The sequence below is a fragment of the Acinetobacter sp. ANC 4648 genome, from assembly GCF_002135345.1.
Taxonomy (GTDB): Bacteria; Pseudomonadota; Gammaproteobacteria; order Pseudomonadales; family Moraxellaceae; genus Acinetobacter.
Map to the genome: position 1 here is coordinate 32848 of NZ_NEGI01000009.1, position 22703 is coordinate 55550.

The following is a 22703-nucleotide window of genomic DNA, read 5'->3' on the forward strand; positions in this document are numbered from 1 at the left end:
GCGCTTTTTAGTCTGCTTTTAGCAGCATTTATGCTATAACATAATCTAACCTTTGATTCTCTCACGTTGGAATCCGCTCATGAGCAATATGACTTCTCCTGAAAAATCTCCTTGGGGCTGGAAAGCTGTTATTATCTCAGTGATTCTGAGCTGTATCTTTCTTGGTTTTTTCTATCTTGCCGTAACCAATGAACCAGATTATATGCCAAGCCAAAAACGGGCTGAAGCTGAAAAAAATAAAGTCACAGCAAATACGCATGACACGATGCAAATGTCAGATGAAGAAATGCAGCATATGCAAAACCATACATCTAGCACTCAATCTGCACATTAAAATCTACATTTATTTTAAATGATCTCAATACCTCGTAATGCATTGGTAGTTGAAGGCGGTGGTATGCGTGGAGCTTTTACCTGCGGCGTGCTCGATGCTTTCCTGCAACAAAATTTTAATCCTTTTGACTTATATGTGGGGGTCTCTTCAGGATCAACCAATATTGCTAATTATTTAGCAGGTCAAAAAGGTCGTAATATTGGACTTTATCTCGATCATTCTCTACGTCCTGAGTTTATTCGTTATGGTCGCTTCCTTGCAGGTGGTGATTTATTGGATATGAAATGGATGTGGGAGGTGGTTGAGCGTGAAAATCCACTTGATCAACACGCATTATTTGCACAAAATCCTGACTTTTATATGGTGCTTACCCATGCTCGCAGTGGTTATGCAGAATATTTACGCGCAGGTAAAGACACCATTATTGATGGCTTACGCGCCTCCAGCTCGATACCCGTATTAACCCGTCAAGCAGTTGAAATTATGGGCGAGCCCTATTTTGATGGTGGTGTTGCCGATGCTCTACCAGTGCAATGGGCGGCACAACAATATAATGTTCAAAATTTATTGGTAATCCGAACACGACCCAATCACTACTTCAAAGCCAGTAGTAAAGGTGATGAGTTTTTAGCAAAATATGTAATCAAGAACAATCATGGTTTTGCATCGAGTCTTAAAAATCGTTGTGCCCGTTATAATCAAGCCGTGGCTTTTTTAAGACAGAGTCAACAACACCGTATTTTAGAAGTTTGCCCACCCACTGATAAAAACTTAGCAGGTCGTTTATGTAAGAATAAACGACAGCTGCAATATACGTATGACGTGGGATTAGAAACTGGTGCCAAAGCGATTGAAGATTGGAACAATATAATCGCTTAAAATATCAAGTATTCCATATGACGTTAAGGTTAAGTCGCTCGCTTTAACTTCAATAAGACTAGAAATAAGCCCGATATAAGTTTCTCCATATCACAACTTAGTTATAGATCCAGATATATGCCCCGCTTGTTACCTAAAATGTCATCAACTCAAATTAAAAACTATTTATTATGCTGCATCCACATATCTACATGCGGAATACCACAATCTAAATATTCATCACCCCGCACGTTAAAACCTAAGCCTGCATAGAATGGAATGGCATATACTTGTGCCGACAATTTTAAAAATGCTCTCTTTTCTTTTTGCGCATGTTGAATAATATCTTCCATCAACAACTTACCAATACCCTTACCACGATAAGCTTTCAGTACTGCGACACGCCCTATACTATTGTTTTGTAATAATCGTGCAGTTGCAATTGGCTGATCTTGAGCATAGACCATAAAATGTAATGCCACAGCATCTTGCTCATCCCATTCATCTTGCACAGCAATTTGCTGTTCTTGTATAAATACATGCTCACGAATCAGTTTTGCATGCGCTTGTAACTCACCCCAAGAACCTGAACGAATTGTATATTGAGTCATTAAAATTCTTCCACCAAGTTATAAAGCAGCCTTCCGACTGCTTCAAATCTTAAATTAACATTTACAGCCAATACCTTGCTGATCCCACTGATCACTCAACAATAATTCTAGTGAATGCTGTTGAATACCATACATATCTTTTAAAGCTTTCACTTGTGCCAAAATTTCAGCATCAGGCTGTTGAATGTCTTGCTTTTTCGTTGCCAAAATCATTTTATTTTTACTGGTATGCTCTAATGCCACAAATTCAAATACTTTAGTTTCATACCCATACGCTTTGAGCAATAAGGCACGAATCGTATCGGTTAGCATTTCCGCTTGTTGCCCTGCATGAATGCCAAATTGCAACATTGGTTTGAAAATATCAGGGCTATGCATTTGTGGGCGTAATTCTTTATGACAACACGGCGCACACATAATCATGGAAGCATTTAAACGAATACCCGTATGAATGGCAAAATCCGTGGCAACATCACAAGCATGCAGTGCGATCATTACATCCAAATGTTCAGGTTGATAGGTACGAACATCGCCTTGAAAAAAATCCAATTGAGTAAATTGTGACTTTTGTGCTACCTCTTGACAGAACTTAACCATTTTATCATTCAGCTCAACCCCAGTGACAAAAGGAAGCTGTGGTTGTTGTTTTGCCAAATAATCATATAAAGCAAACGTTAGATACCCTTTACCCGAACCAAAATCAACCACTCTTAGGCTATGATTTTTCACTTGAATTTGTGCCAATGCACCAGAGAAGATCTCCACAAATTTATTAATTTGTTTCCACTTTCGCGCCATGCTTGGAATAATTTGAGCTTTGGCATCAGTAATTCCAAGTGGTTGTAAAAAATAGCTGTCTTGATCAACATAGCGATGTTTTTCACGGTCATGTGCTTGAGCAGCACTATCACCTTTATGTTCAGATATCACCTTACTACGCGTGAGCATGACTTTCTTTTTATTTTTCTTCAACTGGATTTCTTCTGCTGCTGTCAATAAATTAGCTTGCTTACAATCTTTTAATAAATTTTGGATGTGTGCGAATGCTTCATCTAAATGTAAGTTCTTAGTAACATCCTGCGTTTTATATTTATACAGACAATTTAGAACAGCTTGCTCTTGCAACAAAATGACTCTAAAGGTTATTTTTTCTAAGGCTTCTAGCTCACCCTTATATTGACTTAAAATCATTCGATCAAAACTTTTCATTTCAATGGCTTGCTGAAAAGCATCTAGAAATTGTTGTTCCTGAATAGAAGGAGAAGCCACTTGAGACATAGTTAAAACTCGAATAATTTAAGGATTGATTCTAAAACGTCTTACCTAAAAGGTAAAACTCCATTACGATACAAGTGTATTTTAAGAATATAAACCGCTATGCCATCGAACAATCTGATTCATATTTACGCACCACAAGAAGAGCGCATTAATGCATTTAGTCATGCGCTTGGCGCGATATTGGCTGCCATTGCCACAATCTTTATGCTGATAAAAGGAAGCGATCTCCCTTTTTGGCAGTTTTTCGGATTGTGTGTTTATGGGCTGAGTATGGTAATGCTTTTTACCAGCTCCGCAGTCTATCATTTTTCCGTAGATGAAAAAAAACGCCAGTGGTATAAAAAACTCGATCATACCGCTATTTACTATTTAATTGCGGGTACCTATACCCCTTTTCTAGCCATTGCGATTCCAACAACAAAAGCGCATCACTTGCTGATTGCACTCTGGTCGATTGCTGCAATTGGTACATTATTCAAGTTAGTTTTCATTCATCGCTTTCAAAAAATTTCACTTATTGCCTATCTGGTAATGGGATGGCTCGCAGTGTTGGTCATCGATGATATGCAACGATTTTTAAAACCAGAATGCTTAAAACTTTTAATTATTGGTGGGCTTGCTTACACCATTGGTGCATTGTTTTATGCCTTAAAAAGAGTAAGATACACGCATGCTATATGGCATATTTTTGTATTGATCGGTGCAGGATCACAATTCTTTGCAATCTATCTTTATGTCATTTAATCCAAATAAGCTCAAAATCCAGTGACCCTGAACGAGTAAATTGGAATTAATCCCGTTGTTTTTTTAAAAAATTACGCCTTTTTTTAAAAAGATTACGCTTGAGAAACTAGTTTTTTACTTTTAAAAGTGTAAGGTCCATCATGGCGTCATCCAATATTGCTACACCTGAAGTTGCTACAAACTCTAAAGCTCGTGTTTTATTTGCGAGTCTTGTCGGTACAACCATCGAATTTTTTGATTTTTATATTTATGCCACTGCTGCAGTGCTTATTTTTCCGCATTTGTTCTTTCCTGCAAGTACAGACCCGACCACCGCAGTTATTCAATCTTTAGCAACATTTGCAATTGCCTTTATTGCCCGTCCAATTGGTGCAGCACTATTTGGACATTTAGGTGACCGTATTGGTCGTAAAGCCACTTTAGTTGCTGCCTTACTGACCATGGGAGTTTCGACTGTCTGTATCGGCTTACTACCAACCTATCATCAAATTGGACTGGCTGCACCGCTGTTACTTGCGCTTTGCCGCTTAGGGCAAGGTCTAGGTCTAGGTGGCGAATGGAGTGGTGCCGTATTACTGGCCACAGAAAATGCCCCTGAAGGGAAACGTGCTTGGTATGGAATGTTTCCTCAACTGGGTGCACCAATTGGCTTTATTCTCGCTACGGGCTCGTTCTTAACCCTTGGTGCATTTATGTCTGAAGCAGACTTTATGCAATGGGGCTGGCGTATTCCATTTATTGCAAGTGCTGTACTGGTGATTGTCGGTTTATGGATTCGCTTACAATTGCATGAAACACCTGCATTCCAAAAAGTGTTAGATAAACAAAAAGAAGTGAACATTCCATTTAAAGTAGTAATAACTGAACACTTTCCAATGCTCGTGCTTGGTACAATTGCTGCAATCTGTACCTTTGTGGTGTTCTACCTCACCACAGTATTTGCACTGAATTGGGGAACCACCCAACTTGGTTATACACGCGCTGAATTCCTACAAATGCAATTAGTTGCAACCTTATGCTTCGCGGCATTCATTCCACTATCTGCTATTTTTGCAGAGAAATTTGGCCGTAAAGCAACCTCAATTGGCGTATGTATTGGTTGTGCACTTTTTGGTTTAGTGTTTGCCAATATGCTCGAATCTGGCAGTACTTTGATCGTGTTTCTATTTCTGTGTACTGGTTTAGGCTTGATGGGGATGACTTATGGCCCTATTGGAACGGTATTGTCAGAAATTTTTCCAATCTCTGTACGTTATACAGGTTCTGCGTTAACCTTTAACCTTGCAGGTATTTTTGGCGCTTCATTTGCACCATTAATTGCTACAAAACTTGCAACGACTTATGGTTTATATGCAGTAGGTTATTACTTATCTGCGGCATCAATTCTTTCACTTTTAGCATTCTTAGCCATCCGTGAAACCAAAAATGATGATGTAAACAACCAAATCTAACATGCTTTTATTTATTAAAAAGCCAGCAGATTCTGCTGGCTTTTTAATTGAAAAAATATAGCGAAACCAAACAATCACTTATTGTTCCAGCTGTAATTCCGCCATCATCAATTCATAAGTTTCATTAAAAATTTCCCGATCACCACCTGCGGTGTAAAAACTCGGAATAATAAAAGTTACAATTTCTTGAGTTTCTTGGGTGAAATACAAATGATTTACAAGTGCTTCTAAATCACAATCCTCAATTCCACAAGTTTTAATTAAGTTTTCAAATTGTTGATAGAATTTTTTGGCAAAACTCTCTGCATTAACATCATCAGCTACATCGAACTCATTCTCAAGTGACTTTAAGCCTTTTTCTAATTGTTCTGATTGTGCTTCTGACAGACCAAAAAGTATTCCAACTTCTTTATAAAATGTCATATTATCGCCCTCTATTGTTTTTTATTTGCCTGCTTTAATACACTTAAATACATATTTGTGAAGCATTTCACATTCTATTTTTTATAGAATATACACGGAAAAAAACAGATAGAGAACCCATTCACAAAAAATAATTTTCATTAACTATTAAATATTTACACTGAATTTAGCCATATTTAATAATTACTCTAATCACGTCTACCTGACAACTTTATCTACCTGAACTCAGTTTCATATATGTAGAGAGAGACTTTAACGCAGTTCAATAATATCAATGGTTGGTGGTACACAAAATCGGAATGGTACGCCGACCATACCAGTACCCACACTCACAAAAACATCCGCATTTTCATGTTGATATAATCCGCGCTTATGCCCAAGGATCGATACTTTTTTCATCACATAGCTGGTTATCCAAGGTAATTGAACCTGCCCACCATGCGTATGTCCTGAAAGCATTAAAGGTCTAGTTGGTAAGTTCGGTACCATATCTACGGTATCCGGATTATGCGATAAAATGAGCCAAGGTTTATCCTGCGGTAAATCAGGCATATAACGCATATCAGTTTTACCTGCCCATAAATCCCCTACGCCAAGCAAGCGAAACTCATCAAACTCAACGATTTTTCCTTCAATATCCATCACATTATTTTGTTCAAGTGCTTGGCGTAATAAGGCTTGAATGGGTGGACCAGGATACTGTTCATCATGATTACCATTCACCGAATAGATGGGTACTTTAATCTGTTTTAATATTGCCAATTCTTCGACTAACTTATTTTCTGGCTCATAAGTCCAATCCCCTGCAACAACCACACAATCTGGATTTTGTTGATTTATTTTCTTCACAATGCTTTTAAGCTGACGCTCATGTCCTGAAAATAAACCAATATGTAAATCTGCAATCAATGCGATCCGAACAGGAGTTTTAAATGCTTGCTCTGGGCTCAATTTATACTGAAGAGTACGGACATGAACCATATGTGGTTCAATAAAACGCGCATAAATCAATAAACTACTGAGTAAAAATATAAAAATACTTTGCTGTATCGAAAAGATATTCAGCCAACCTGCATATACACTATAAAATAACAACGGAAATAATAAATAAGACAAGTAGAATGCAAGCAGATGAACAAAAGATTTAAAAGGATGAATGGTTTCCGTTCTGGACTGACTTAGCCAAGCTTGCGCAATCCCCCATACCAATAGGATGGTAAAGCTAATATAAAAATAGAAGGTGATTGAAGCAGTCGTCCACATATTGAATCTCTCGGGCTTAAAACACCCATCGTCTCTTTATTTATCTTTTAAGTAATGACAACTATACTCTAGCTCAGTGGATTCTCTGAAAGTATTATGGCGCAAACGATCGAAACAACGATTCAATTACATCAAATGGATAACAGCCCTATGTTATCTGCTAAAACAGCTATTCTGCTAAGCACATGTTTAGTTTTCGGCTTGTCTGCATGTAGTACATTACCCAAACAAGATATCATTAAACCACAATTTGCTTATGATATTGATACAGACGATACACATTTAGCCCAAATCATTGCTCCCTTAAAAAAACAAAATCCAGATTTAACCGGTTACCACATTTTATATGATCCCCTAGAAGCAATTGCTGCACGTATTCACTTAATTGATACCGCAGAAAAGACCCTAGACTTACAATATTACATTTGGGATAACGATAAAATTGGAGCATTAGCGCTCTATAAAATCATTCAAGCGGCTGATCGTGGCGTCAAAGTTCGCCTACTGATTGATGATAATAATGCCAAATCCATGGAAGCCGTTTATTTAGCATTAGATCAACATCCTAATATTGAAGTTAAACTGTTTAACCCTTATCGTTTTAGACGAATTCGGCCTATTGATATGGTGCTTGATTTAAAACGTATTAATCGCCGAATGCACAACAAAACGTTTACTGCTGACAATCAAGTTGCATTGATTGGCGGCCGGAATATGAGCAATCAATATTATAACCTCAGCGACAATTATCAATTTTCTGATGTCGATGTAATGCTGGTTGGACAAGCGGTTGATGATATTACCCATTCATTTGATGAGTATTGGAATCATAGCTATGCCTACTCTGTGAGAAAGATTGTTAATGCGCAACAATACAACTTGCGCTATGAAAGTCTAAAAGAACAACTTACCCAGCATTATGAAGAAATTACCGTTCAAAACTATTTAGATTTAAGTAATCGTTCCAATGACTTTGACAATTGGTTAAACCAACATATCCAACTCGATTGGGTCAAAGCAGAAGTGATTAAAGATGCCCCCGACAAAGTCAAAGCCAAAGCTAAAAAAGAAGAACATCTTAACTTCCAAATGGTAAAACATTTAGAGATTCCAGACCACAGCGTCGATATAATTTCTGCGTACTTTGTGCCACAAAAAAAAGGAGAAGAAAAGCTCAGTGAACTTGCGAAAGATGGTGTACAAGTTCGCGTCTTAACCAACTCATTTAAAGCCAATGATGTCTCTCTTGTACATGCTTTTTATGCAAAATATCGAGTCGACTTACTCAAAAATGGAGTCGAACTTTATGAGTTCTTACCAGCACTTCCAGATGTCGATAACGAAAGCAATCGAGAGCTGTCTAAAAAAGCCAAAGTCAGTTTAAAAGGTCTCAGTCGTTCCAGTTTACATGCTAAATTGATGGCGATTGATGAAAAACAAGTTTTTATTGGTTCATTTAACTTTGACCCACGTTCAGCCAATTTAAATACTGAAATTGGTGTGATTATTAATAGTCCACCACTGGCTAATTATGTACATAAAACGCTAGATGCTAATTTAAAAAAGTATGCCTATAAATTAGTCCTCAACCCTGATCAAAAAATCACTTGGCAACATCAAACACCGAATGGCATTGTCACTTTAACCAAAGAACCCAAAATGAAATGGTGGCAAAAAGCTGGCGTTAAATTTATTTCTTGGTTACCAATTGAAGGCTTTATGTAAGCGTTAATAAGCTTAATTCAAAGTAGGGTTATTAAGAAACCCTACCTTGTTCAACTTATTTATGAATGAATAAGTACTTCACGTTGCAAATCTGCAAGACCTTGTTGCATCATTTCTTGCACATGCTGAGTCAGCGTTTCAATGGTATGCCCTTCTACAGAAATTGCAGGCAAGGTTTTTAAATGTGCCATCACCTTCGGCATTTCTAACACTGCTTGCACATGCTCCATAAAATTTATATCACCAATAAATGGAGCGACTGTATCTAACTCACCCTTTTTATTGACATAACAAATCAAACAAATTTGTACAGGTTTTTGCGCTTCAATTGCCGCACCTAAAATACGACCATGTACTTTTTTAACCCGCGTACCATCTGTCGTAGTCGCTTCAGGAAAAAATAGTACGGGGATATCTTTCATTAAAAATGTGGTGATCTGTTCACGAATACGGGCTGAATCACCCGAGCCACGCTTAATAAAGAGCGTTCCCCCTCCCTTGGCGAGCTTACCAAAAATTGGCCACTTTTCTATTTCAGCTTTAGCGAGGAAAAAAACCCGAGCACCTGAACCCAGTACAGCTACATCTAACCACGAAATGTGATTACTCACCCAAAGTGCGGGCTGTCTTGGAATATCACCATGCACACGTAAATCAATATTAAATACATCACATAACCGACGACAAAAATACTGTACATAACGCGTATTAAGCGGATTATTCGGATCTTTATAGAGTTGGTGACGGAAAACCAAATAAAAACCTTCAGCAATCACGGTCGTGCCCGTAACCAACTTTTTACTATATAAAAAAAGTTTAGATACCGCACTTAACTTAGATGGGGCTTTCGACTTTTTTGCATATTGTTCTTGAGTCATAGATGCTCACTAAATAGAGAATACTTATTTAAATGTCATTTTCAACATTGTATACATTTACACAAAAAGTTGCATTGATCATAAAAACAGAACAAATCAGCTAAACATTGAGCATTTTATTTTGGCATCTCATTCTCTAATCTAGATCTTAGCCAGTAATATATGTTCGGGTTCTGTTAATTATGCAAACGCTCAAAATATTTAAAAGTGTCTACAAAATAAATCGAAGGCTAAGGCTCAGTACCTTACTGGGCTACATTATTTTGTATTGTGGCAGTTTAGTTTTACTGTCTAAAATATTTATTGCAATTCTTTAATTCCCTTTCGCACTAAGCTCTCCGTTTACTTTAGAATGAAGAGATAAAGCCAATTAATAGAGTCTAAATATCTGTGGAATATTCTGAGCAACATCAAGGTAGTGAACGAGCTGTTTTAGTCAGTGTCTCTGTACAAATGCTAGAAGACCTTGATGAAGAAGAGTTTCGCCTATTGGCCAAATCTGCGGGTGCAGAAATTTTAGAACATATTCACGCTCAACGTATAAAACCCGATCCAAAATACTTTATTGGCTCAGGTAAAGCCGAAGAAATTGCTGAGCAAGTTAAAGCCTTAGAAGCTGACTTGGTGATTTTTGATCATGCACTCAGCCCATCTCAAGAACGAAATTTAGAAAAAGTGATTCAATGTCGTGTCATTGATCGTACACGACTCATTCTTGATATTTTTGCACAACGCGCACGAACACATGAAGGAAAGCTACAGGTTGAACTGGCGCAATTAAACCACTTATCGTCTCGTCTTGTTGGTGGTCGAATTAATTTAGACAGCCAAAAAGGCGGTATTGGATTGCGTGGGCCAGGTGAAACTCAACTGGAAACCGACCGTCGTTTACTTCGTTTACGCATTGGGCAACTGCAAGATAAATTAGAAAAAGTCCGTCAAACACGTATCCAAGGTCGTGCTGCACGTCAAAAAGCAGCCATTCCAACAGTCTCATTGGTTGGATATACCAATGCGGGGAAATCGACACTGTTTAATATCTTAGCCAACTCCGACGTCTATGCAGCCGATCAATTGTTTGCAACCTTAGATCCAACGCTACGACGTTTAAATTGGGATGGTATTGGAGCTTTAGTCTTGGCAGACACTGTAGGCTTCGTACGGAATCTTGCCCATGCACTGGTTGAGTCATTTAAAGCCACACTGGAAGAAACACTGGAAGCCACTTTACTATTGCATGTAATTGATTCAAGCAGCCCAGAAATGTTAGAACAAATTGAGGCCGTCGAAAAAGTACTCAAAGAAATTGGCACCGATGTTCCAATATTACGTGTCTACAATAAAATTGACCAATCTGGCGAAGAGGCGAAAATTATTTATGCTCAACCGCATATGCCTGAATCCGTATACGTATCAGCGCACTCAGGACAGGGTTTAGATTTATTACGCCAAGCAGTACAAGAATGCTTAATGGGACAAATTCAAAATTTTGATGTTGTGCTTAAGCCTGCGTATGGCAAATTACGCACCCAACTCTATGCATTAAATGTGATTCAAGATGAAAGTTTTGATGATGCAGGAAATTTACATTTAAGCGTGATGATCGCACCACATAAACTGGAGCAACTCATTAAACAAGCGCATTTACCGATTGATGAGATACTCGGAATCAAGGCTGAACAATTCAAAAGACCTTTAGAAGAGTTTGAAATTAAACCGAATATCGGTTAAAAGGTGAAAGGTATAGTTTATTTATAAATCAGCAGACATGCATTATTTCAAAAATATTGATTGGCCAGCTTGGATTTTTACACTCGGACTGATTATCTTCTTCCGTGAAGGATCAGTTCTGATGATGTCTCAATTCAACCACCCTGAATTGGGTAATCTCATCGGTTTATTAAGTTTATTATTCGTTCTAGTACTGCTGCGAAAATTTAAAAAAATTCCATCACGTCTGGTCGATACCAACAATAAACTGATGAAAGAAAGTGGCTTTGCCTTCTTACCAATTTGTGCTGGTTCGTTGCTCATGTTAGTGAGTATGGGGAAAGAAATTCCATTATTTTTATTGGTGATGTGCGTCAGTACACTTATCCCACTATGGGTTTATGCCAAAATGGCGAAGAAGTGGTTATAGGAGCTCATCATGTTTAGTATTCTCGTTGGTTTCCTGATTACCCTAATTGCTTACTTAGCAGCAAAACCAGTAAATAAAAGATTTCCACAAATACCATTATTGGTCATTGCCATGTTTTTTGTCATTGGACTTTTATTGTTACTTAAAATTCCGTATGAACAATATAATCTTCAAATGAATGGTATTTTTAGTCATTTACTGGGCTATGTCACTGTAGCACTGGCTATTCCACTGGCTGCAATGCGTTTTGATGATTTACCCCTTAAATCTATGATTGGAATTTTAGTTTTTGCCAGTATTAGTGCTGTCGCTTTACCCATGAGCTTAGCGTATTTACTACATATGTCTGAACCAACCATCATGGCATTTGCTACACGTGCTGTGACCACACCAATTGCGATTAATATTGCCACTTTATTACACTCACCAGTCACACTTGTGATTTTAATTGTGATTTTATCAGGGGTGATTGGTGCAGCATTTTCATCGATTATTTTACGAAATATTCATGATGAACGTGCATCTGGTTTAGCTTTAGGGCTTGCAGCTCATGCTATTGGTACTGCTCAAGCATGGCAGCGTGGTACAGTTGCTGGTCGTTATGCTGCATTTGGAATGGCAGTAAATGCCGTATTCACGGCGATTTGGCTACCGATGTTTGTACTAATTATCCAATAAATGTGATTAAGCTCACACTGCATTTGATTGCATCAAATATTTTTTCATCTTAATATAGTTAATTACTTTACTTAGTTGATGGCGGACGTTTAAAGAATGGGACTAAATAAATTTATCTTAGCATGCCTATTTTCTACATTAAGTTGTGGGGCAATTGCGCAAGATATCACAGGGATTTGGAAAAATATTGATGACAAAACTGGCTCTTCTAAAGCGATTCTCGAGATTCGCAAAGAGTCGAACGGTAGTTATACTGGGAAAATTATTAAAATTACACCTCGACCTGGCTATACACCGAAAGATATCTGTGTAGATTGCCCTGCCCCCTATACTAATAAACCAATCTTGGGTTTAGATGTCCTTAAAGGTTTACAGTTTGTTAAAGAAGATGAATACAATGGTGGACGTATTCTTGATCCTTTGACTGGTAAAATTTACTCTATGAAAGCTAAACTCAGTACAAATGGTAAACGACTACAGTTACGCGGTTATGTCGGTGTTTCTGCACTTGGACGTAGTCAAACTTGGATTCGTGACTAATCTCTATTTAAATCCAATAAAATAATATTTTATTGTCCTCATTTCCTAAGCTTATGCTCAAAGACATTTAATCAGGTCTTATTACGGTTAAATGTCTTTTGTGGTTATCATGGTACTTAAAACAAAATACCTGAGCATGCACTTGTTTAGATCCTATCTTCAACACCATTTTTTGAAAAAAAAATATCACTCATCTGAATTAAAATCTAATATCTATCGTATATCCCAATAAAGAATAAGTATTTTTAAAGCCAATAACATGCTAAAAATTAATCAATAAATACTCAAAATGATATGTCTCTATTAAGCTTTGATTAAATTATTCTCAAGGAGATACTTTTATGAAAATTAATATAAAATTATTCAGCACTTGTTTATTATTGAGTATGAGTAATCTTATCTTTGCTCAAGATATTTCAGGTTTATGGCAAAGTATTGATGATAAAACTGGGGCACCAAAAGGGATCGTTGAATTAAAAAAGGACTCAAACGGCACATACACTGGTACCATCATTAAAGTTACACCACGAGTGGGTTACACCCCCAAAGAACTATGCGTTAATTGTCCAGCACCATATACCAATAAAAAAATTATTGGCATCAATGCCATTACAGGATTAAGACATATAGAAGGTAATGATTATTCGGACGGAAAAATCTTAGATCCCAATAGCGGTAAAATTTATAGTCTTAAAGCAAAATTAAATCCGAATGGCAAACGACTACAACTTAGAGGGTATATTGGGGTTTCTATTCTAGGGCGTAGTCAAACATGGATTCGGATTGAATAATCTAGTATTCCAACCACTCACGTTAATAATACAAATAAAAGGATCATCAAAATTGCCTTTAGTTAAATTTTAAGAATGATTTTGAAAAAAATATCAGTTAAAATGCATACTTATTTAAACAAAAATTATATCCAGTTGAATGTAAAAGTATTTTACATAACAACTGCCACCAAGGAAGATCTAAAAGAACATGAGAAATTTGTACAAATCCCTGAGCATTATCATCTCTATTTTTATCAGCACTGTCGCATGTGCTCAAGATATTACTGGTGTTTGGCGTTATATTGATGACCAAACTGGAGAGCCAAAGGGGCAAGTCAGAATTGAACAAGCCGCAGATGGAACTTATATTGGTAAAGTTCATAAAATCACGCCACGACAAGGCTATACGCCGAAAGAAATTTGTACCAATTGCCCTGCCCCCTTTACCAATAAGCAAATTTTAGGCATGCAAGTCATCTCTGGTCTAAAAACACAAGATCAAACAAATTATACAGATGGTCGTATTTTAGATCCTGTCAGTGGCAGATTTTATCGCTTAAAAGGCCGCTTAAGTCCAAATGGTAAAAAACTATTTTTCCGTGGCTATATGGGTGTATCTGCATTGGGTCGTAGCCAAACTTGGATTCGTATTGAGTAAAAATGGAATTTACGCCATTAAAGTAATGAGCTTCATCCGTTTTGCTTAAATGAAAAATCTCAAATACATTTCATTAAAACAGCCATAACTAAGATGCTCACAAACTTAAGCTCAAATAAAAAAAGCCAGTGGTAGACTGGCTTTTTTAATTAATAAAACTTCACGTTTACATCACATTATTGGATTATCAACCCGAAATAAAATCTGATCTTCCAAACGATAGGCAATCAGTTGGTTACCCCAAACACAACCACCATCGACATTTTGTATCTGTGGATTAATGGTTTTTCCTTGTAATGCCGCCCAATGGCCAAAGATTAATTGATGCGTTTGAGCTGCATTGGATGCATATTCAAACCACGGTTGGAAACCTTCAGGCATTGCATCATCTAAACTGTCTTTAAAGCTAAACTCAAGGCGTCCGTATTGATCAGTCAAACGCATGCGGGTTAAATAATTAGTAATAGCTCTTAAACGTGAATTTCCAGTCAAATCATCTGACCAAAGGTCAGGTTCAGTACCGTACATTTCTTTTAAAAAACCATCTAAAACTGAAAAATCATCAGCGGCTAAAACAGCTTCGACTTCTTTTGCTAAACGTGCCGCTTGCTCCGCAGTCCAAATACATGGAATACCAGCATGCGTTAATATGGTACGTTCATTCGGAAATAAGCAGAGTGGTTGCTTGCGTAACCAATCAATTAAATCATCGCTATCAATCGCATCAATCACGTCTTGTGTATGATCCCGATCTTTCACTTTTTTAATACCACGAGCGCATGCTAAAAGATTTAAGTCATGATTACCAAGTACCGTGGCCGCAACACCACGATCTACTAATTTTTTAATAAAACGCAGTGCACCAATCGAGTTTTCACCACGCGCTACTAAATCGCCAGCAAACCAAATAAAATCTTGATCCGGATCAAATTGAATCTGTTTAAGTAAGGCTTTTAGTGCTTCAAAACAGCCCTGCACATCACCAATGACATAATTATATCGAACGTTTTGACGCGCCATTTAGGCCACCATTTGGTCTGATAACGCAACAAACTGAGCCAGAGTTAAAGTTTCAGGACGTGCCATCGGATCAACTCCTGCATTCTCAAAACCATTTTCAACAAGCATGCCTTTTAAGCTATTACGCAAAGTTTTACGGCGTTGTGTGAATACATGTCCGACTAATCGAGCCAGAGCTTTTTCACATTTAGCAACAATCGGTTTTTCAGCATAAGGAACCAAACGGAATACAGCACTGGTTACTTTAGGTGCTGGATTGAATGATCCTGGTGGTACTTCAAATAAAAATGTAGGTTTACAGAAATATTGAATCATCACAGACAAACGACCATATTCTTTGGTATTTGGTGATGCGGTAATACGATCCACAACTTCTTTTTGCAACATGAAGTGCATGTCTTTCACATTTCCACCGAACTGTAAAAGATGAAACAGTAATGGGGTAGAAATGTTATATGGCAAGTTGCCTACCACACGTAAAGGACGGCCTTCTTCAAACAACTGGGTGTAATCAAACCGTAAAGCATCTGCTTCAATAATGGTTAAGCGCTCAGGATGTGGTACTCGACCAGGTAACCCGGCGGCCAAATCACGATCTAGCTCAATCACTGTTAAGGCATCACACTCACCAATCAATGGCGATGTTAATGCCGCTAAGCCAGGACCAATTTCAACAATATTTTCACCTTTACGTGGTGCAACAGAACGTACAATTTTGGCAATTACACGTTGGTCATGTAAGAAGTTTTGTCCAAAACGCTTCCGCGTTTGATGCCCTTCAGCTTTTGGGTTTAAGGCATTAATTTGATACATAAATGAGTTCCAACGTGAATTAGTTACGAGCCAGATCAAGCGCTAAATCAACAGCAACATGCAAACTTGAACTTTTTGCGAGTCCTGTGCCTGCAAGGGAGAGTGCTGTGCCATGATCGACAGAAGTACGGATAAACGGTAAGCCTAGAGTAATGTTAATTGCTTCACCAAACCCTTGAGATTTTAACACAGGTAAACCCTGATCATGGTACATCGCTAAAACAGCATCGGCATTTTTTAAATGTTCAGGGGTAAATAAAGTGTCGGCAGGTAGACTTAAACTAATATTGATGCCTTGCGTTCGATACGTTTCCAACACAGGATTAATCACCTCAATTTCTTCACGACCTAAATAACCATCTTCACCGGCATGTGGATTTAAACCGCAAACTAAAATATGTGGCTGCTCTATTTTAAATTTAGTTTTTAAATCGTGAATCAGAATATCAATCACTTGATGTAAACGCTCTGGTGTAATTGCATCAGGGACATCGCGTAAAGCCAAATGTGTTGTTGCTAAGGCAACACGCAAAGTTTTGGTGGCAAGCATCATCACTACACGTTCTACGCCAGCAAACTCTTGGTAGTATTCAGTGTGCCCGCTAAAATGAATAGCTGCATCATTCATAATTGATTTTTGTACTGGTGCCGTGGTTACTCCAACACTTTTTCCAGACAGAGCATAATCAGCTGAACGACGTAATTGCTCTAATACATAAGCTGAATTTTGAGAATCTAATTTACCTAGAATGGCTTCTGTATTTAATGGTACATGCTCCACATACAACTGACCTTGAGGCGAGGGCTCCATTTGTCCTTGATATTCAATTAATTCTATATTTTTATTCAATATTTCAGCACGCTGTTTCAGCATATTGATATCAGCTAAAATCACAATTGGACGCTCATCCACACGATTTGCCAAACTTAAACAAATATCTGGACCAATCCCTGCAGGCTCACCACTGGTGACATATAAAGGAAGCATGGCTATCCAACTTAAAATTTAATCTGATGCTATTATAGTTTTTCTTACACTAAAGGTCACATTGTTATTTTCTGGCTAAAAACACACTCAATTTTTAAATAAATCATAGCGATTAAAAGAACTATATAATTGATTTAAATTAGTTTTATGAGACTTAAAAATAAATTAAAACCTTTAGTCAACCTTTTAAAAAATTAAAATATATTTATATTTTGGCTAATAATAGCTTTTAACATCCTACGTGCCTACGCATCTAAAAATATAATTCATTCACGAGCCCTATTCTTTCTACATCAATAAGAACGATGAGACATAAAAACTAAAATCATTATTCGAAGAATCGAAAATAACAAATAACAAATAACAAATTAAAATCTTTATAAAAATAGGCTCGATAATAAGCAATAAAAAAAGTACAACCAAATTCAGCAGATAAAAGTAAGGTCAATATACAAATAAAAAAACATCGAGAGAAACTTTTAAACAAAAATAAAGTAGCTTATAGGACAAATCAGCAAAAATATTATTAATAAAAATAAATCAATCAGCTATAAGCTTATAAATATAAAATACAAAACTTCTTAATCCCATCGAATATAAAACAACAATAAAAAATATTATTTTGTTATTAAAATTCAAAAACTTAAACAACAAGACAATGCTTACTCTTATTTATTATCTATCCATAAACTCATGATTTATCTTTATTTAAATGATTATGCCAATACACTATCAACAACAGCCTGTTTAATATACAATAGCTCGCTTGAAATTCTATATTTCGATTGTGGTTTTTCCCGCTTTCATATAGAATTCGGTCTCCTTTGTTTGGACAGATTCCACCGTCCAAACCAACTATAATAGGTAGTGGTTTAATGAAAACTCTCAGCGCTAAGCCTGCTGAAGTTCAACATGACTGGTATGTTGTTGATGCTTCTGGCAAAACTTTAGGTCGCCTTGCGACTGAAATCGCTCGTCGTTTACGCGGTAAGCACAAAACTTCTTATACTCCTCACGTTGATACTGGCGATTATATCGTTGTAATCAATGCTGAAGAAATCACTGTGACTGGTAAAAAAGCTCAGGATAAGAAATACTATCGCCATACTGGTTTCCCTGGTGGTATCCGTGAGACTAACTTCGAGAAGTTAATTGCTCACAAACCTGAAACAGTTTTAGAAAAAGCTGTTAAAGGTATGTTACCTAAAGGTCCTCTTGGTTACGCAATGATCAAAAAAATGAAAGTGTACGCTGGTACTGAGCATCCACATACAGCTCAACAGCCACAAGTTTTGGACATCTAAGGGATAACAGCACATGGCTACTAACTATGGTACAGGTCGCCGTAAGACCGCAACTGCACGTGTTTTCTTGTCACCTGGTACAGGCAAACTCGTAATCAATAACCGTTCTATCGAACAGTATTTCGGTCGTGAAACTGCTCGTATGGTTGTTCGTCAACCTTTAGAACTTCTTGACGTTACTGAAAAGTTTGACCTTTTCATCACTGTTGCTGGTGGTGGTATTGGTGGTCAAGCTGGCGCAATCCGTCACGGTATTACTCGTGCTTTGATCGCTCTAGACGAAACTTTAAAACCTGCTCTTCGTCAAGCTGGTTTCGTTACTCGTGATGCTCGTGAAGTTGAACGTAAGAAACTTGGCTTACGTAAAGCTCGTAAACGTCCTCAGTTCTCTAAACGTTAATTCGTTTACCGAATCGGACAAAAAACCTCGGCATTTGCCGAGGTTTTTTTATCTCTGAAAAAACATGAACAGTACTCAAACTAAAAATATTCACTGCATTTAGAAATATGATGATTTTTTCTCTAGTTTTAAATTTTTACAACAATCTGTTCTGTTACTCATCATTCGAATAACCATTCTTTTATTAATGATTTTTTTTCTCACTAGGCAATTACATCAAAAAAATTCAAAAAATAGCAATTATTTTTCCAGCTTTTACAGGTTCTACTATTATAAGAAAAATGGCATCGTGATTTTATGAGCAATTTTTAGTATCCTACTCTATTCACTCTGTTAAGTTTTTGGTCTATGTCTATTGAAAATGCTCCAGTTCAAGGAATTACGCTTTATAGCCATACCGATGACTTTCGATCGCATTGGATTCGATTATTGCTCGCAGAAAAGCAAATCAAATATCATCTAATTATGGTTGAAGATGAAGACGAGGATTTAGCGAGTTTAAATCCTTACAACCAATTGCCCATGCTCATCGAAAATGAATTAAAATTATTTAATACTGCCATTATTTCTGAGTATATTGATGATCGCTATCGTCAAAATAAACTCTATGCAGATGCGCCTGCCCCACGTGCTGAACAACGCCAATATATCTGGCGATTTGAACAAGACTGGTTAAAACTTGCAGATATTATGTTATGTCATCCTGACACGCTAAATGAGCAAGATAAGAAAAAAGCCCAGAAACAACTAAAAGATACCTTGATTTCTTTAACCCCTTTATTTCAGCACTATCCCTATTTTATGTCTGAAAGCTTTACAATTTTAGATTGTATGTTAGCGCCTATTTTTATACGGTTAGAGCAGATGGGAATTAATCTCCCGAAACAGCAATGTCGCCCTATTTTGCTTTATTGCCAACGTGTTTTTAATCGTCCAGCCTTCTTGAAATCAATGACTTTTCAAGAAAAAAGCCGATATAGTGCACTTTTAACCCATCCATAATTTGCAAATGAATAGAGTAATTTCTGATGTCTGAACAAGAATTGAATTTAACCCCTACTCGTCCATATCTTGCTCGTGCAATGTATGAGTGGATTTGCGACAATCACTTAACACCTCATTTACTGGTCGATGCTACACGTCCACATACAGATGTACCGACACAATTTGTACAAGAAGGTCAAATTGTCTTAAATATTGTTCCGCATGCGGTACATAGACTGAATATTAGTAATGAAGCCATTACTTTCTCTGCACGTTTTGGTGGTGTATCTAAAGATATTTATGTCCCAATAGATGCTGTACTGGGCGTTTATGCTCGTGAAAATGGTCAAGGTATGTTCTTTGATCCTGAGGAATATTCTCATGTTAAAATAGATGAAGATGCTTTAAAATCAAACACTACAGAAACACAAAAATCTGATGTAACTAAGAAGAAACCAAGTCTAAGAATTTTAGAGTAAAAATAAGGAGAATTATATGGCTTTTGATTTAGTACAATATTTTGCAGAGCAGATAAAGAGTCAAAAGCCTCAGCTCTTAAGCCACTATGAAACACAAGAAAAAAACGAATATATCAATGAAATTAATACACTTACATTAGGAAAACTCATCAGTTTATGGCGTAATGATGATATTAAAACCTATCAGGAAATACAGACTCAAGATCCATTATATATTCAAGAAATTGCACGACATCTCACTACATCTGAACACAATCAATCTAAATTAAACAAAAACGATTTGGAAAAAGCCTGTACCGATTTTCTAACCTTCCAATTTGCAGAATTGAAACAACTGGATGAAACAGGCCATTATGGCAAAAATGGGATCCGTGAATTACTACTTGGCCAGATTGAACATCTTTCTGGTCAAGCTAAGGATTGGGTTTGGCTAACCAATGATCTAACTGAGCTGATTGGTACTCAACCTATCTCTCAAGAAGAGCTATCATTAGATGAAACAATGAAGGAGTTTAATCAAATGGTAAATAGTCAAGTTATGAATAAAAAGCTAGATGATCAGATCACCACGCATGCACCAAGCGTAACAGAACCGACATGGGCTAAAATTCTAGAGCCTATAGTCGCATTCTTGGTTTTAACCGTTTTGTATTATGCATTTAAATCTATTTTTGCGTAAAATAAACTTAAATTTACTTAACCTTTAGATAAATTTAATTATTTTTTGTTACAATTATAAAAATTAAGTAATTATGCTGTATAAAGCATATTGTATTAACTTAATGTGATGTAATTAAAATAATAACCTATTTAAATTTTAGATATATTAAACAGTCTAATCTATTTTTTTAAATTAAGAATGAATCGTATTGCTTTAATACAATGCACTCATATAATAATATTTATTACTCCACTGGATAGAATAATTAAACCCTAGAGTAATTTATTCAATAATTGTAAAATAACAGAAGAGAAAAAAAATATGGCTAAAGTATCCCTCAACTCATTAACAAATATTGATGGTTTCTGTGCAGCAGCATTAGTCGATAGTGAAAGTGGTCTTGCACTGGCGACTGAAGGTGGTAAAGAAATTAATTTGGAACTCGCGGCTGCGGGTAATACAGAAGTTGTAAGAGCTAAACGGAAAGTAGCAAATGCTTTAAAACTTAACGATACGATTGAAGATATTTTAATCACTTTAGGTAAACAATATCATATTATCCGCCCACTTGAAAAAAATCCAAATGTATTTTTATATTTGGTACTAGATCGCTCAAAATCAAACCTTGCAATGGCTCGCCATGATTTAAAGAATTTTGAAATTGATTTGACTTTTTCTTAATCGACATCCTCATTATATCAATAGATATAGTGAGGAATTTAAAATATTTAATAAGTGATATTATGAATAATCCTTGTATCAATATTGCAATCTCAGGAATTGGTTCAACAACGACAGAGGATCTTAAAATCCGACTTCGCCACCTTTTGCCCCATGAAATTGGAATTAATTGGACAAGTATCGCTGACCAAAATCTAGATTGTTTATTTATTAATGAAATTTTTTATGACAATGAAAATGTTCAGAATATAATTAAAACTAAAAAAATTCCCTATTTGAAAATTTCTAAAAAAAATATTCATACTGAGGATTTACATCTAGATACCCTTTATTTTCCTATTTTAGATGATCAAATTTTACAGGATTGGCTTAAAATAAATTTGCAGTTCGAAGATTTAGATCTAGCTACTGTGGATGATTCTGAACTCAATCAATACTTGCTGAAAAATATTGAATATTTTCAGACCATCCATCAACAAAACAATAGGAAACTTCATTTTTATGATCAATTCGGTACCATTGCCATTATTGATCACAATATGCATTTCGCGTGGTTAGAACCTACTCGGGCAGACTTTAAAACAGACTTAAGTATTAGCTTTGAAGATGCATCAACTGCCGATTTCATTAAAGTATCACGTAAACGCCAATACAACTTAGAAGATTGGTTATTTAATCTAATTTGGAATTCGCCGCAACTCTGTCCTTATCCAAATGAACATGGCTATTTCCGTATTCAATTTTGGCCTCAACCCTTAACTTCTGATCAAAAAACAATATTGCAACTCTCAGCCTGTTTTACCCAAGGTGCTGAAATATTAGCAGTTGCTAAAAAATTGGATCTTCCAATCACTACAGTACAACACTTTATCATGGCTAATTTAGCTATTCAGAATGTAGAAAAAATTTCGGCCAGAGATAGTAAGTTTGGTCAAGACATATTAGAAAATCAAGAACAAAGTGTGCTGAAAAGTTTTTTTGGCAAATTGAAAAGCAAATTTGGTTTTTAATAAGAGTAA

26 protein-coding genes are annotated in these 22703 nt (G+C 36.5%); 18 read left to right on the forward strand and 8 right to left on the reverse strand.

From position 1 onward, the window contains the following. Positions 1-79 precede the first annotated feature (79 nt). Positions 80-334, forward strand: a complete 255-nt coding sequence (locus B9T27_RS13805) for a hypothetical protein (RefSeq protein WP_086207390.1) — start codon at positions 80-82, stop codon at positions 332-334. A gap of 18 nt (positions 335-352) precedes the next feature. Then, positions 353-1213, forward strand: coding sequence for a patatin-like phospholipase family protein (locus tag B9T27_RS13810; RefSeq protein ID WP_086207391.1), 861 nt, complete (start codon positions 353-355; stop codon positions 1211-1213). 161 nt (positions 1214-1374) lie between these two features. Here the strand turns inward: B9T27_RS13810 and B9T27_RS13815 are convergent, their stop codons facing one another. Continuing rightward, positions 1375-1803, reverse strand: coding sequence for a GNAT family N-acetyltransferase (locus B9T27_RS13815; protein WP_086207392.1), 429 nt, complete (start codon positions 1801-1803; stop codon positions 1375-1377). Between the two features lie 54 nt (positions 1804-1857). Next, the gene (locus B9T27_RS13820) at positions 1858-3081 is read right to left on the reverse strand and encodes a class I SAM-dependent methyltransferase (protein WP_086207393.1); all 1224 of its coding nucleotides are present in this window, start codon (positions 3079-3081) and stop codon (positions 1858-1860) included. Between the two features lie 99 nt (positions 3082-3180). Here B9T27_RS13820 and trhA point away from each other — a divergent pair, with 99 nt between their 5' ends. Both trhA and B9T27_RS13830 read left to right on the forward strand, forming a co-directional pair. Further along, on the forward strand, positions 3181-3825 hold the full coding sequence (trhA, locus tag B9T27_RS13825) for a PAQR family membrane homeostasis protein TrhA (protein WP_086207394.1): 645 nt from the start codon (positions 3181-3183) through the stop codon (positions 3823-3825). Positions 3826-3965: 140 nt separating this feature from the next. After that, positions 3966-5276: an MFS transporter gene (locus B9T27_RS13830; RefSeq protein WP_086207395.1), complete on the forward strand. Its 1311-nt coding sequence runs from the start codon at positions 3966-3968 to the stop codon at positions 5274-5276. Positions 5277-5354: 78 nt separating this feature from the next. On the opposite strand, the gene B9T27_RS13835 is transcribed toward B9T27_RS13830, so the two are convergent. Together B9T27_RS13835 and B9T27_RS13840 are read right to left on the reverse strand one after the other, a co-directional pair. Then, positions 5355-5699, reverse strand: coding sequence for a hypothetical protein (locus tag B9T27_RS13835; protein ID WP_086207396.1), 345 nt, complete (start codon positions 5697-5699; stop codon positions 5355-5357). Positions 5700-5951: 252 nt separating this feature from the next. After that, the gene (locus tag B9T27_RS13840; protein ID WP_086207397.1) at positions 5952-6962 is read right to left on the reverse strand and encodes a metallophosphoesterase; all 1011 of its coding nucleotides are present in this window, start codon (positions 6960-6962) and stop codon (positions 5952-5954) included. Positions 6963-7058: 96 nt separating this feature from the next. Here B9T27_RS13840 and B9T27_RS13845 point away from each other — a divergent pair, with 96 nt between their 5' ends. Further along, entirely contained in the window at positions 7059-8687 is a 1629-nt protein-coding gene (locus tag B9T27_RS13845) for a phospholipase D family protein (RefSeq protein ID WP_086207398.1), read from the forward strand. A gap of 59 nt (positions 8688-8746) precedes the next feature. On the opposite strand, the gene B9T27_RS13850 is transcribed toward B9T27_RS13845, so the two are convergent. After that, complete coding sequence (locus B9T27_RS13850; RefSeq protein ID WP_086207399.1) at positions 8747-9565, reverse strand: lysophospholipid acyltransferase family protein; 819 nt, start codon at positions 9563-9565, stop codon at positions 8747-8749. Positions 9566-9955: 390 nt separating this feature from the next. Between B9T27_RS13850 and hflX the strand changes: the two genes are divergently transcribed. The 6 genes from hflX (at position 9956) to B9T27_RS13880 (ending at position 14354) form a co-directional block, all read left to right on the forward strand. Then, complete coding sequence (gene hflX, locus B9T27_RS13855) at positions 9956-11296, forward strand: ribosome rescue GTPase HflX (RefSeq protein WP_086207400.1); 1341 nt, start codon at positions 9956-9958, stop codon at positions 11294-11296. Between the two features lie 37 nt (positions 11297-11333). Continuing rightward, positions 11334-11705: a hypothetical protein gene (locus tag B9T27_RS13860; protein ID WP_086207401.1), complete on the forward strand. Its 372-nt coding sequence runs from the start codon at positions 11334-11336 to the stop codon at positions 11703-11705. Positions 11706-11714: 9 nt separating this feature from the next. Continuing rightward, a complete protein-coding gene (locus B9T27_RS13865) occupies positions 11715-12383 on the forward strand; it encodes an LrgB family protein (protein WP_086207402.1) in 669 nt (222 codons plus the stop codon). A 96-nt stretch (positions 12384-12479) separates the two neighbouring features. Then, a complete protein-coding gene (locus B9T27_RS13870) occupies positions 12480-12923 on the forward strand; it encodes a DUF2147 domain-containing protein (protein ID WP_086207403.1) in 444 nt (147 codons plus the stop codon). 341 nt (positions 12924-13264) lie between these two features. Continuing rightward, positions 13265-13714 (forward strand): DUF2147 domain-containing protein, encoded by a 450-nt coding sequence (locus B9T27_RS13875; protein ID WP_086207404.1) that lies wholly within the window; start codon positions 13265-13267, stop codon positions 13712-13714. Positions 13715-13904: 190 nt separating this feature from the next. Next, positions 13905-14354 (forward strand): DUF2147 domain-containing protein, encoded by a 450-nt coding sequence (locus tag B9T27_RS13880; RefSeq protein ID WP_086207405.1) that lies wholly within the window; start codon positions 13905-13907, stop codon positions 14352-14354. 171 nt (positions 14355-14525) lie between these two features. On the opposite strand, the gene B9T27_RS13885 is transcribed toward B9T27_RS13880, so the two are convergent. From B9T27_RS13885 to pdxA, 3 genes are read right to left on the reverse strand one after another with little or no spacing between them, the layout of a single operon-like run. Beyond that, a complete protein-coding gene (locus tag B9T27_RS13885; protein ID WP_086207406.1) occupies positions 14526-15374 on the reverse strand; it encodes a symmetrical bis(5'-nucleosyl)-tetraphosphatase in 849 nt (282 codons plus the stop codon). Then, on the reverse strand, positions 15375-16187 hold the full coding sequence (gene rsmA, locus B9T27_RS13890) for a 16S rRNA (adenine(1518)-N(6)/adenine(1519)-N(6))-dimethyltransferase RsmA (RefSeq protein WP_086207407.1): 813 nt from the start codon (positions 16185-16187) through the stop codon (positions 15375-15377). 19 nt (positions 16188-16206) lie between these two features. Beyond that, positions 16207-17175, reverse strand: a complete 969-nt coding sequence (pdxA, locus tag B9T27_RS13895) for a 4-hydroxythreonine-4-phosphate dehydrogenase PdxA (protein ID WP_086207408.1) — start codon at positions 17173-17175, stop codon at positions 16207-16209. Positions 17176-18050: 875 nt separating this feature from the next. On the opposite strand from pdxA, the gene rplM reads away from it, so the two are divergent. The 7 genes from rplM to B9T27_RS13930 all read left to right on the forward strand — a co-directional run bounded on the left by rplM (position 18051) and on the right by B9T27_RS13930 (position 22694). Next, positions 18051-18479: a 50S ribosomal protein L13 gene (gene rplM, locus B9T27_RS13900; protein WP_086207409.1), complete on the forward strand. Its 429-nt coding sequence runs from the start codon at positions 18051-18053 to the stop codon at positions 18477-18479. A gap of 13 nt (positions 18480-18492) precedes the next feature. Beyond that, a complete protein-coding gene (rpsI, locus tag B9T27_RS13905) occupies positions 18493-18879 on the forward strand; it encodes a 30S ribosomal protein S9 (RefSeq protein ID WP_086207410.1) in 387 nt (128 codons plus the stop codon). A gap of 348 nt (positions 18880-19227) precedes the next feature. After that, positions 19228-19881, forward strand: coding sequence for a glutathione S-transferase N-terminal domain-containing protein (locus tag B9T27_RS13910; protein WP_086207411.1), 654 nt, complete (start codon positions 19228-19230; stop codon positions 19879-19881). A gap of 26 nt (positions 19882-19907) precedes the next feature. Next, positions 19908-20342 carry a ClpXP protease specificity-enhancing factor gene (locus B9T27_RS13915; RefSeq protein ID WP_086207412.1) on the forward strand — a complete coding sequence of 145 codons (435 nt, stop codon included), beginning with the start codon at positions 19908-19910 and terminating at the stop codon, positions 20340-20342. Between the two features lie 16 nt (positions 20343-20358). Continuing rightward, positions 20359-21021, forward strand: a complete 663-nt coding sequence (locus tag B9T27_RS13920; RefSeq protein ID WP_086207413.1) for a hypothetical protein — start codon at positions 20359-20361, stop codon at positions 21019-21021. Positions 21022-21324: 303 nt separating this feature from the next. After that, complete coding sequence (locus tag B9T27_RS13925) at positions 21325-21684, forward strand: hypothetical protein (protein WP_086207414.1); 360 nt, start codon at positions 21325-21327, stop codon at positions 21682-21684. Between the two features lie 62 nt (positions 21685-21746). After that, the gene (locus B9T27_RS13930) at positions 21747-22694 is read left to right on the forward strand and encodes a hypothetical protein (protein WP_086207415.1); all 948 of its coding nucleotides are present in this window, start codon (positions 21747-21749) and stop codon (positions 22692-22694) included. Positions 22695-22703: the final 9 nt, after the last annotated feature.

What these genes read in the sequence shown, in the direction of transcription:
- B9T27_RS13830 (WP_086207395.1), top strand. Translation starts at nt 3,966, where the DNA reads ATGGCGTCATCCAATATTGCTACACCTGAAGTTGCTACAAACTCTAAA.
- B9T27_RS13810 (WP_086207391.1), top strand. Translation starts at nt 353, where the DNA reads ATGATCTCAATACCTCGTAATGCATTGGTAGTTGAAGGCGGTGGTATG.
- rsmA (WP_086207407.1), bottom strand. Translation starts at nt 16,187, where the DNA reads ATGTATCAAATTAATGCCTTAAACCCAAAAGCTGAAGGGCATCAAACG.
- trhA (WP_086207394.1), top strand. Translation starts at nt 3,181, where the DNA reads ATGCCATCGAACAATCTGATTCATATTTACGCACCACAAGAAGAGCGC.
- B9T27_RS13925 (WP_086207414.1), top strand. Translation starts at nt 21,325, where the DNA reads ATGGCTAAAGTATCCCTCAACTCATTAACAAATATTGATGGTTTCTGT.
- B9T27_RS13820 (WP_086207393.1), bottom strand. Translation starts at nt 3,081, where the DNA reads ATGTCTCAAGTGGCTTCTCCTTCTATTCAGGAACAACAATTTCTAGAT.
- B9T27_RS13860 (WP_086207401.1), top strand. Translation starts at nt 11,334, where the DNA reads ATGCATTATTTCAAAAATATTGATTGGCCAGCTTGGATTTTTACACTC.
- B9T27_RS13845 (WP_086207398.1), top strand. Translation starts at nt 7,059, where the DNA reads ATGGCGCAAACGATCGAAACAACGATTCAATTACATCAAATGGATAAC.
- B9T27_RS13835 (WP_086207396.1), bottom strand. Translation starts at nt 5,699, where the DNA reads ATGACATTTTATAAAGAAGTTGGAATACTTTTTGGTCTGTCAGAAGCA.
- rpsI (WP_086207410.1), top strand. Translation starts at nt 18,493, where the DNA reads ATGGCTACTAACTATGGTACAGGTCGCCGTAAGACCGCAACTGCACGT.
- B9T27_RS13815 (WP_086207392.1), bottom strand. Translation starts at nt 1,803, where the DNA reads ATGACTCAATATACAATTCGTTCAGGTTCTTGGGGTGAGTTACAAGCG.
- B9T27_RS13850 (WP_086207399.1), bottom strand. Translation starts at nt 9,565, where the DNA reads ATGACTCAAGAACAATATGCAAAAAAGTCGAAAGCCCCATCTAAGTTA.
- B9T27_RS13885 (WP_086207406.1), bottom strand. Translation starts at nt 15,374, where the DNA reads ATGGCGCGTCAAAACGTTCGATATAATTATGTCATTGGTGATGTGCAG.
- B9T27_RS13915 (WP_086207412.1), top strand. Translation starts at nt 19,908, where the DNA reads ATGTCTGAACAAGAATTGAATTTAACCCCTACTCGTCCATATCTTGCT.
- rplM (WP_086207409.1), top strand. Translation starts at nt 18,051, where the DNA reads ATGAAAACTCTCAGCGCTAAGCCTGCTGAAGTTCAACATGACTGGTAT.
- B9T27_RS13840 (WP_086207397.1), bottom strand. Translation starts at nt 6,962, where the DNA reads ATGTGGACGACTGCTTCAATCACCTTCTATTTTTATATTAGCTTTACC.
- B9T27_RS13805 (WP_086207390.1), top strand. Translation starts at nt 80, where the DNA reads ATGAGCAATATGACTTCTCCTGAAAAATCTCCTTGGGGCTGGAAAGCT.
- B9T27_RS13910 (WP_086207411.1), top strand. Translation starts at nt 19,228, where the DNA reads ATGTCTATTGAAAATGCTCCAGTTCAAGGAATTACGCTTTATAGCCAT.
- B9T27_RS13875 (WP_086207404.1), top strand. Translation starts at nt 13,265, where the DNA reads ATGAAAATTAATATAAAATTATTCAGCACTTGTTTATTATTGAGTATG.
- B9T27_RS13930 (WP_086207415.1), top strand. Translation starts at nt 21,747, where the DNA reads ATGAATAATCCTTGTATCAATATTGCAATCTCAGGAATTGGTTCAACA.
- pdxA (WP_086207408.1), bottom strand. Translation starts at nt 17,175, where the DNA reads ATGCTTCCTTTATATGTCACCAGTGGTGAGCCTGCAGGGATTGGTCCA.
- B9T27_RS13880 (WP_086207405.1), top strand. Translation starts at nt 13,905, where the DNA reads ATGAGAAATTTGTACAAATCCCTGAGCATTATCATCTCTATTTTTATC.
- B9T27_RS13865 (WP_086207402.1), top strand. Translation starts at nt 11,715, where the DNA reads ATGTTTAGTATTCTCGTTGGTTTCCTGATTACCCTAATTGCTTACTTA.
- B9T27_RS13870 (WP_086207403.1), top strand. Translation starts at nt 12,480, where the DNA reads ATGGGACTAAATAAATTTATCTTAGCATGCCTATTTTCTACATTAAGT.
- B9T27_RS13920 (WP_086207413.1), top strand. Translation starts at nt 20,359, where the DNA reads ATGGCTTTTGATTTAGTACAATATTTTGCAGAGCAGATAAAGAGTCAA.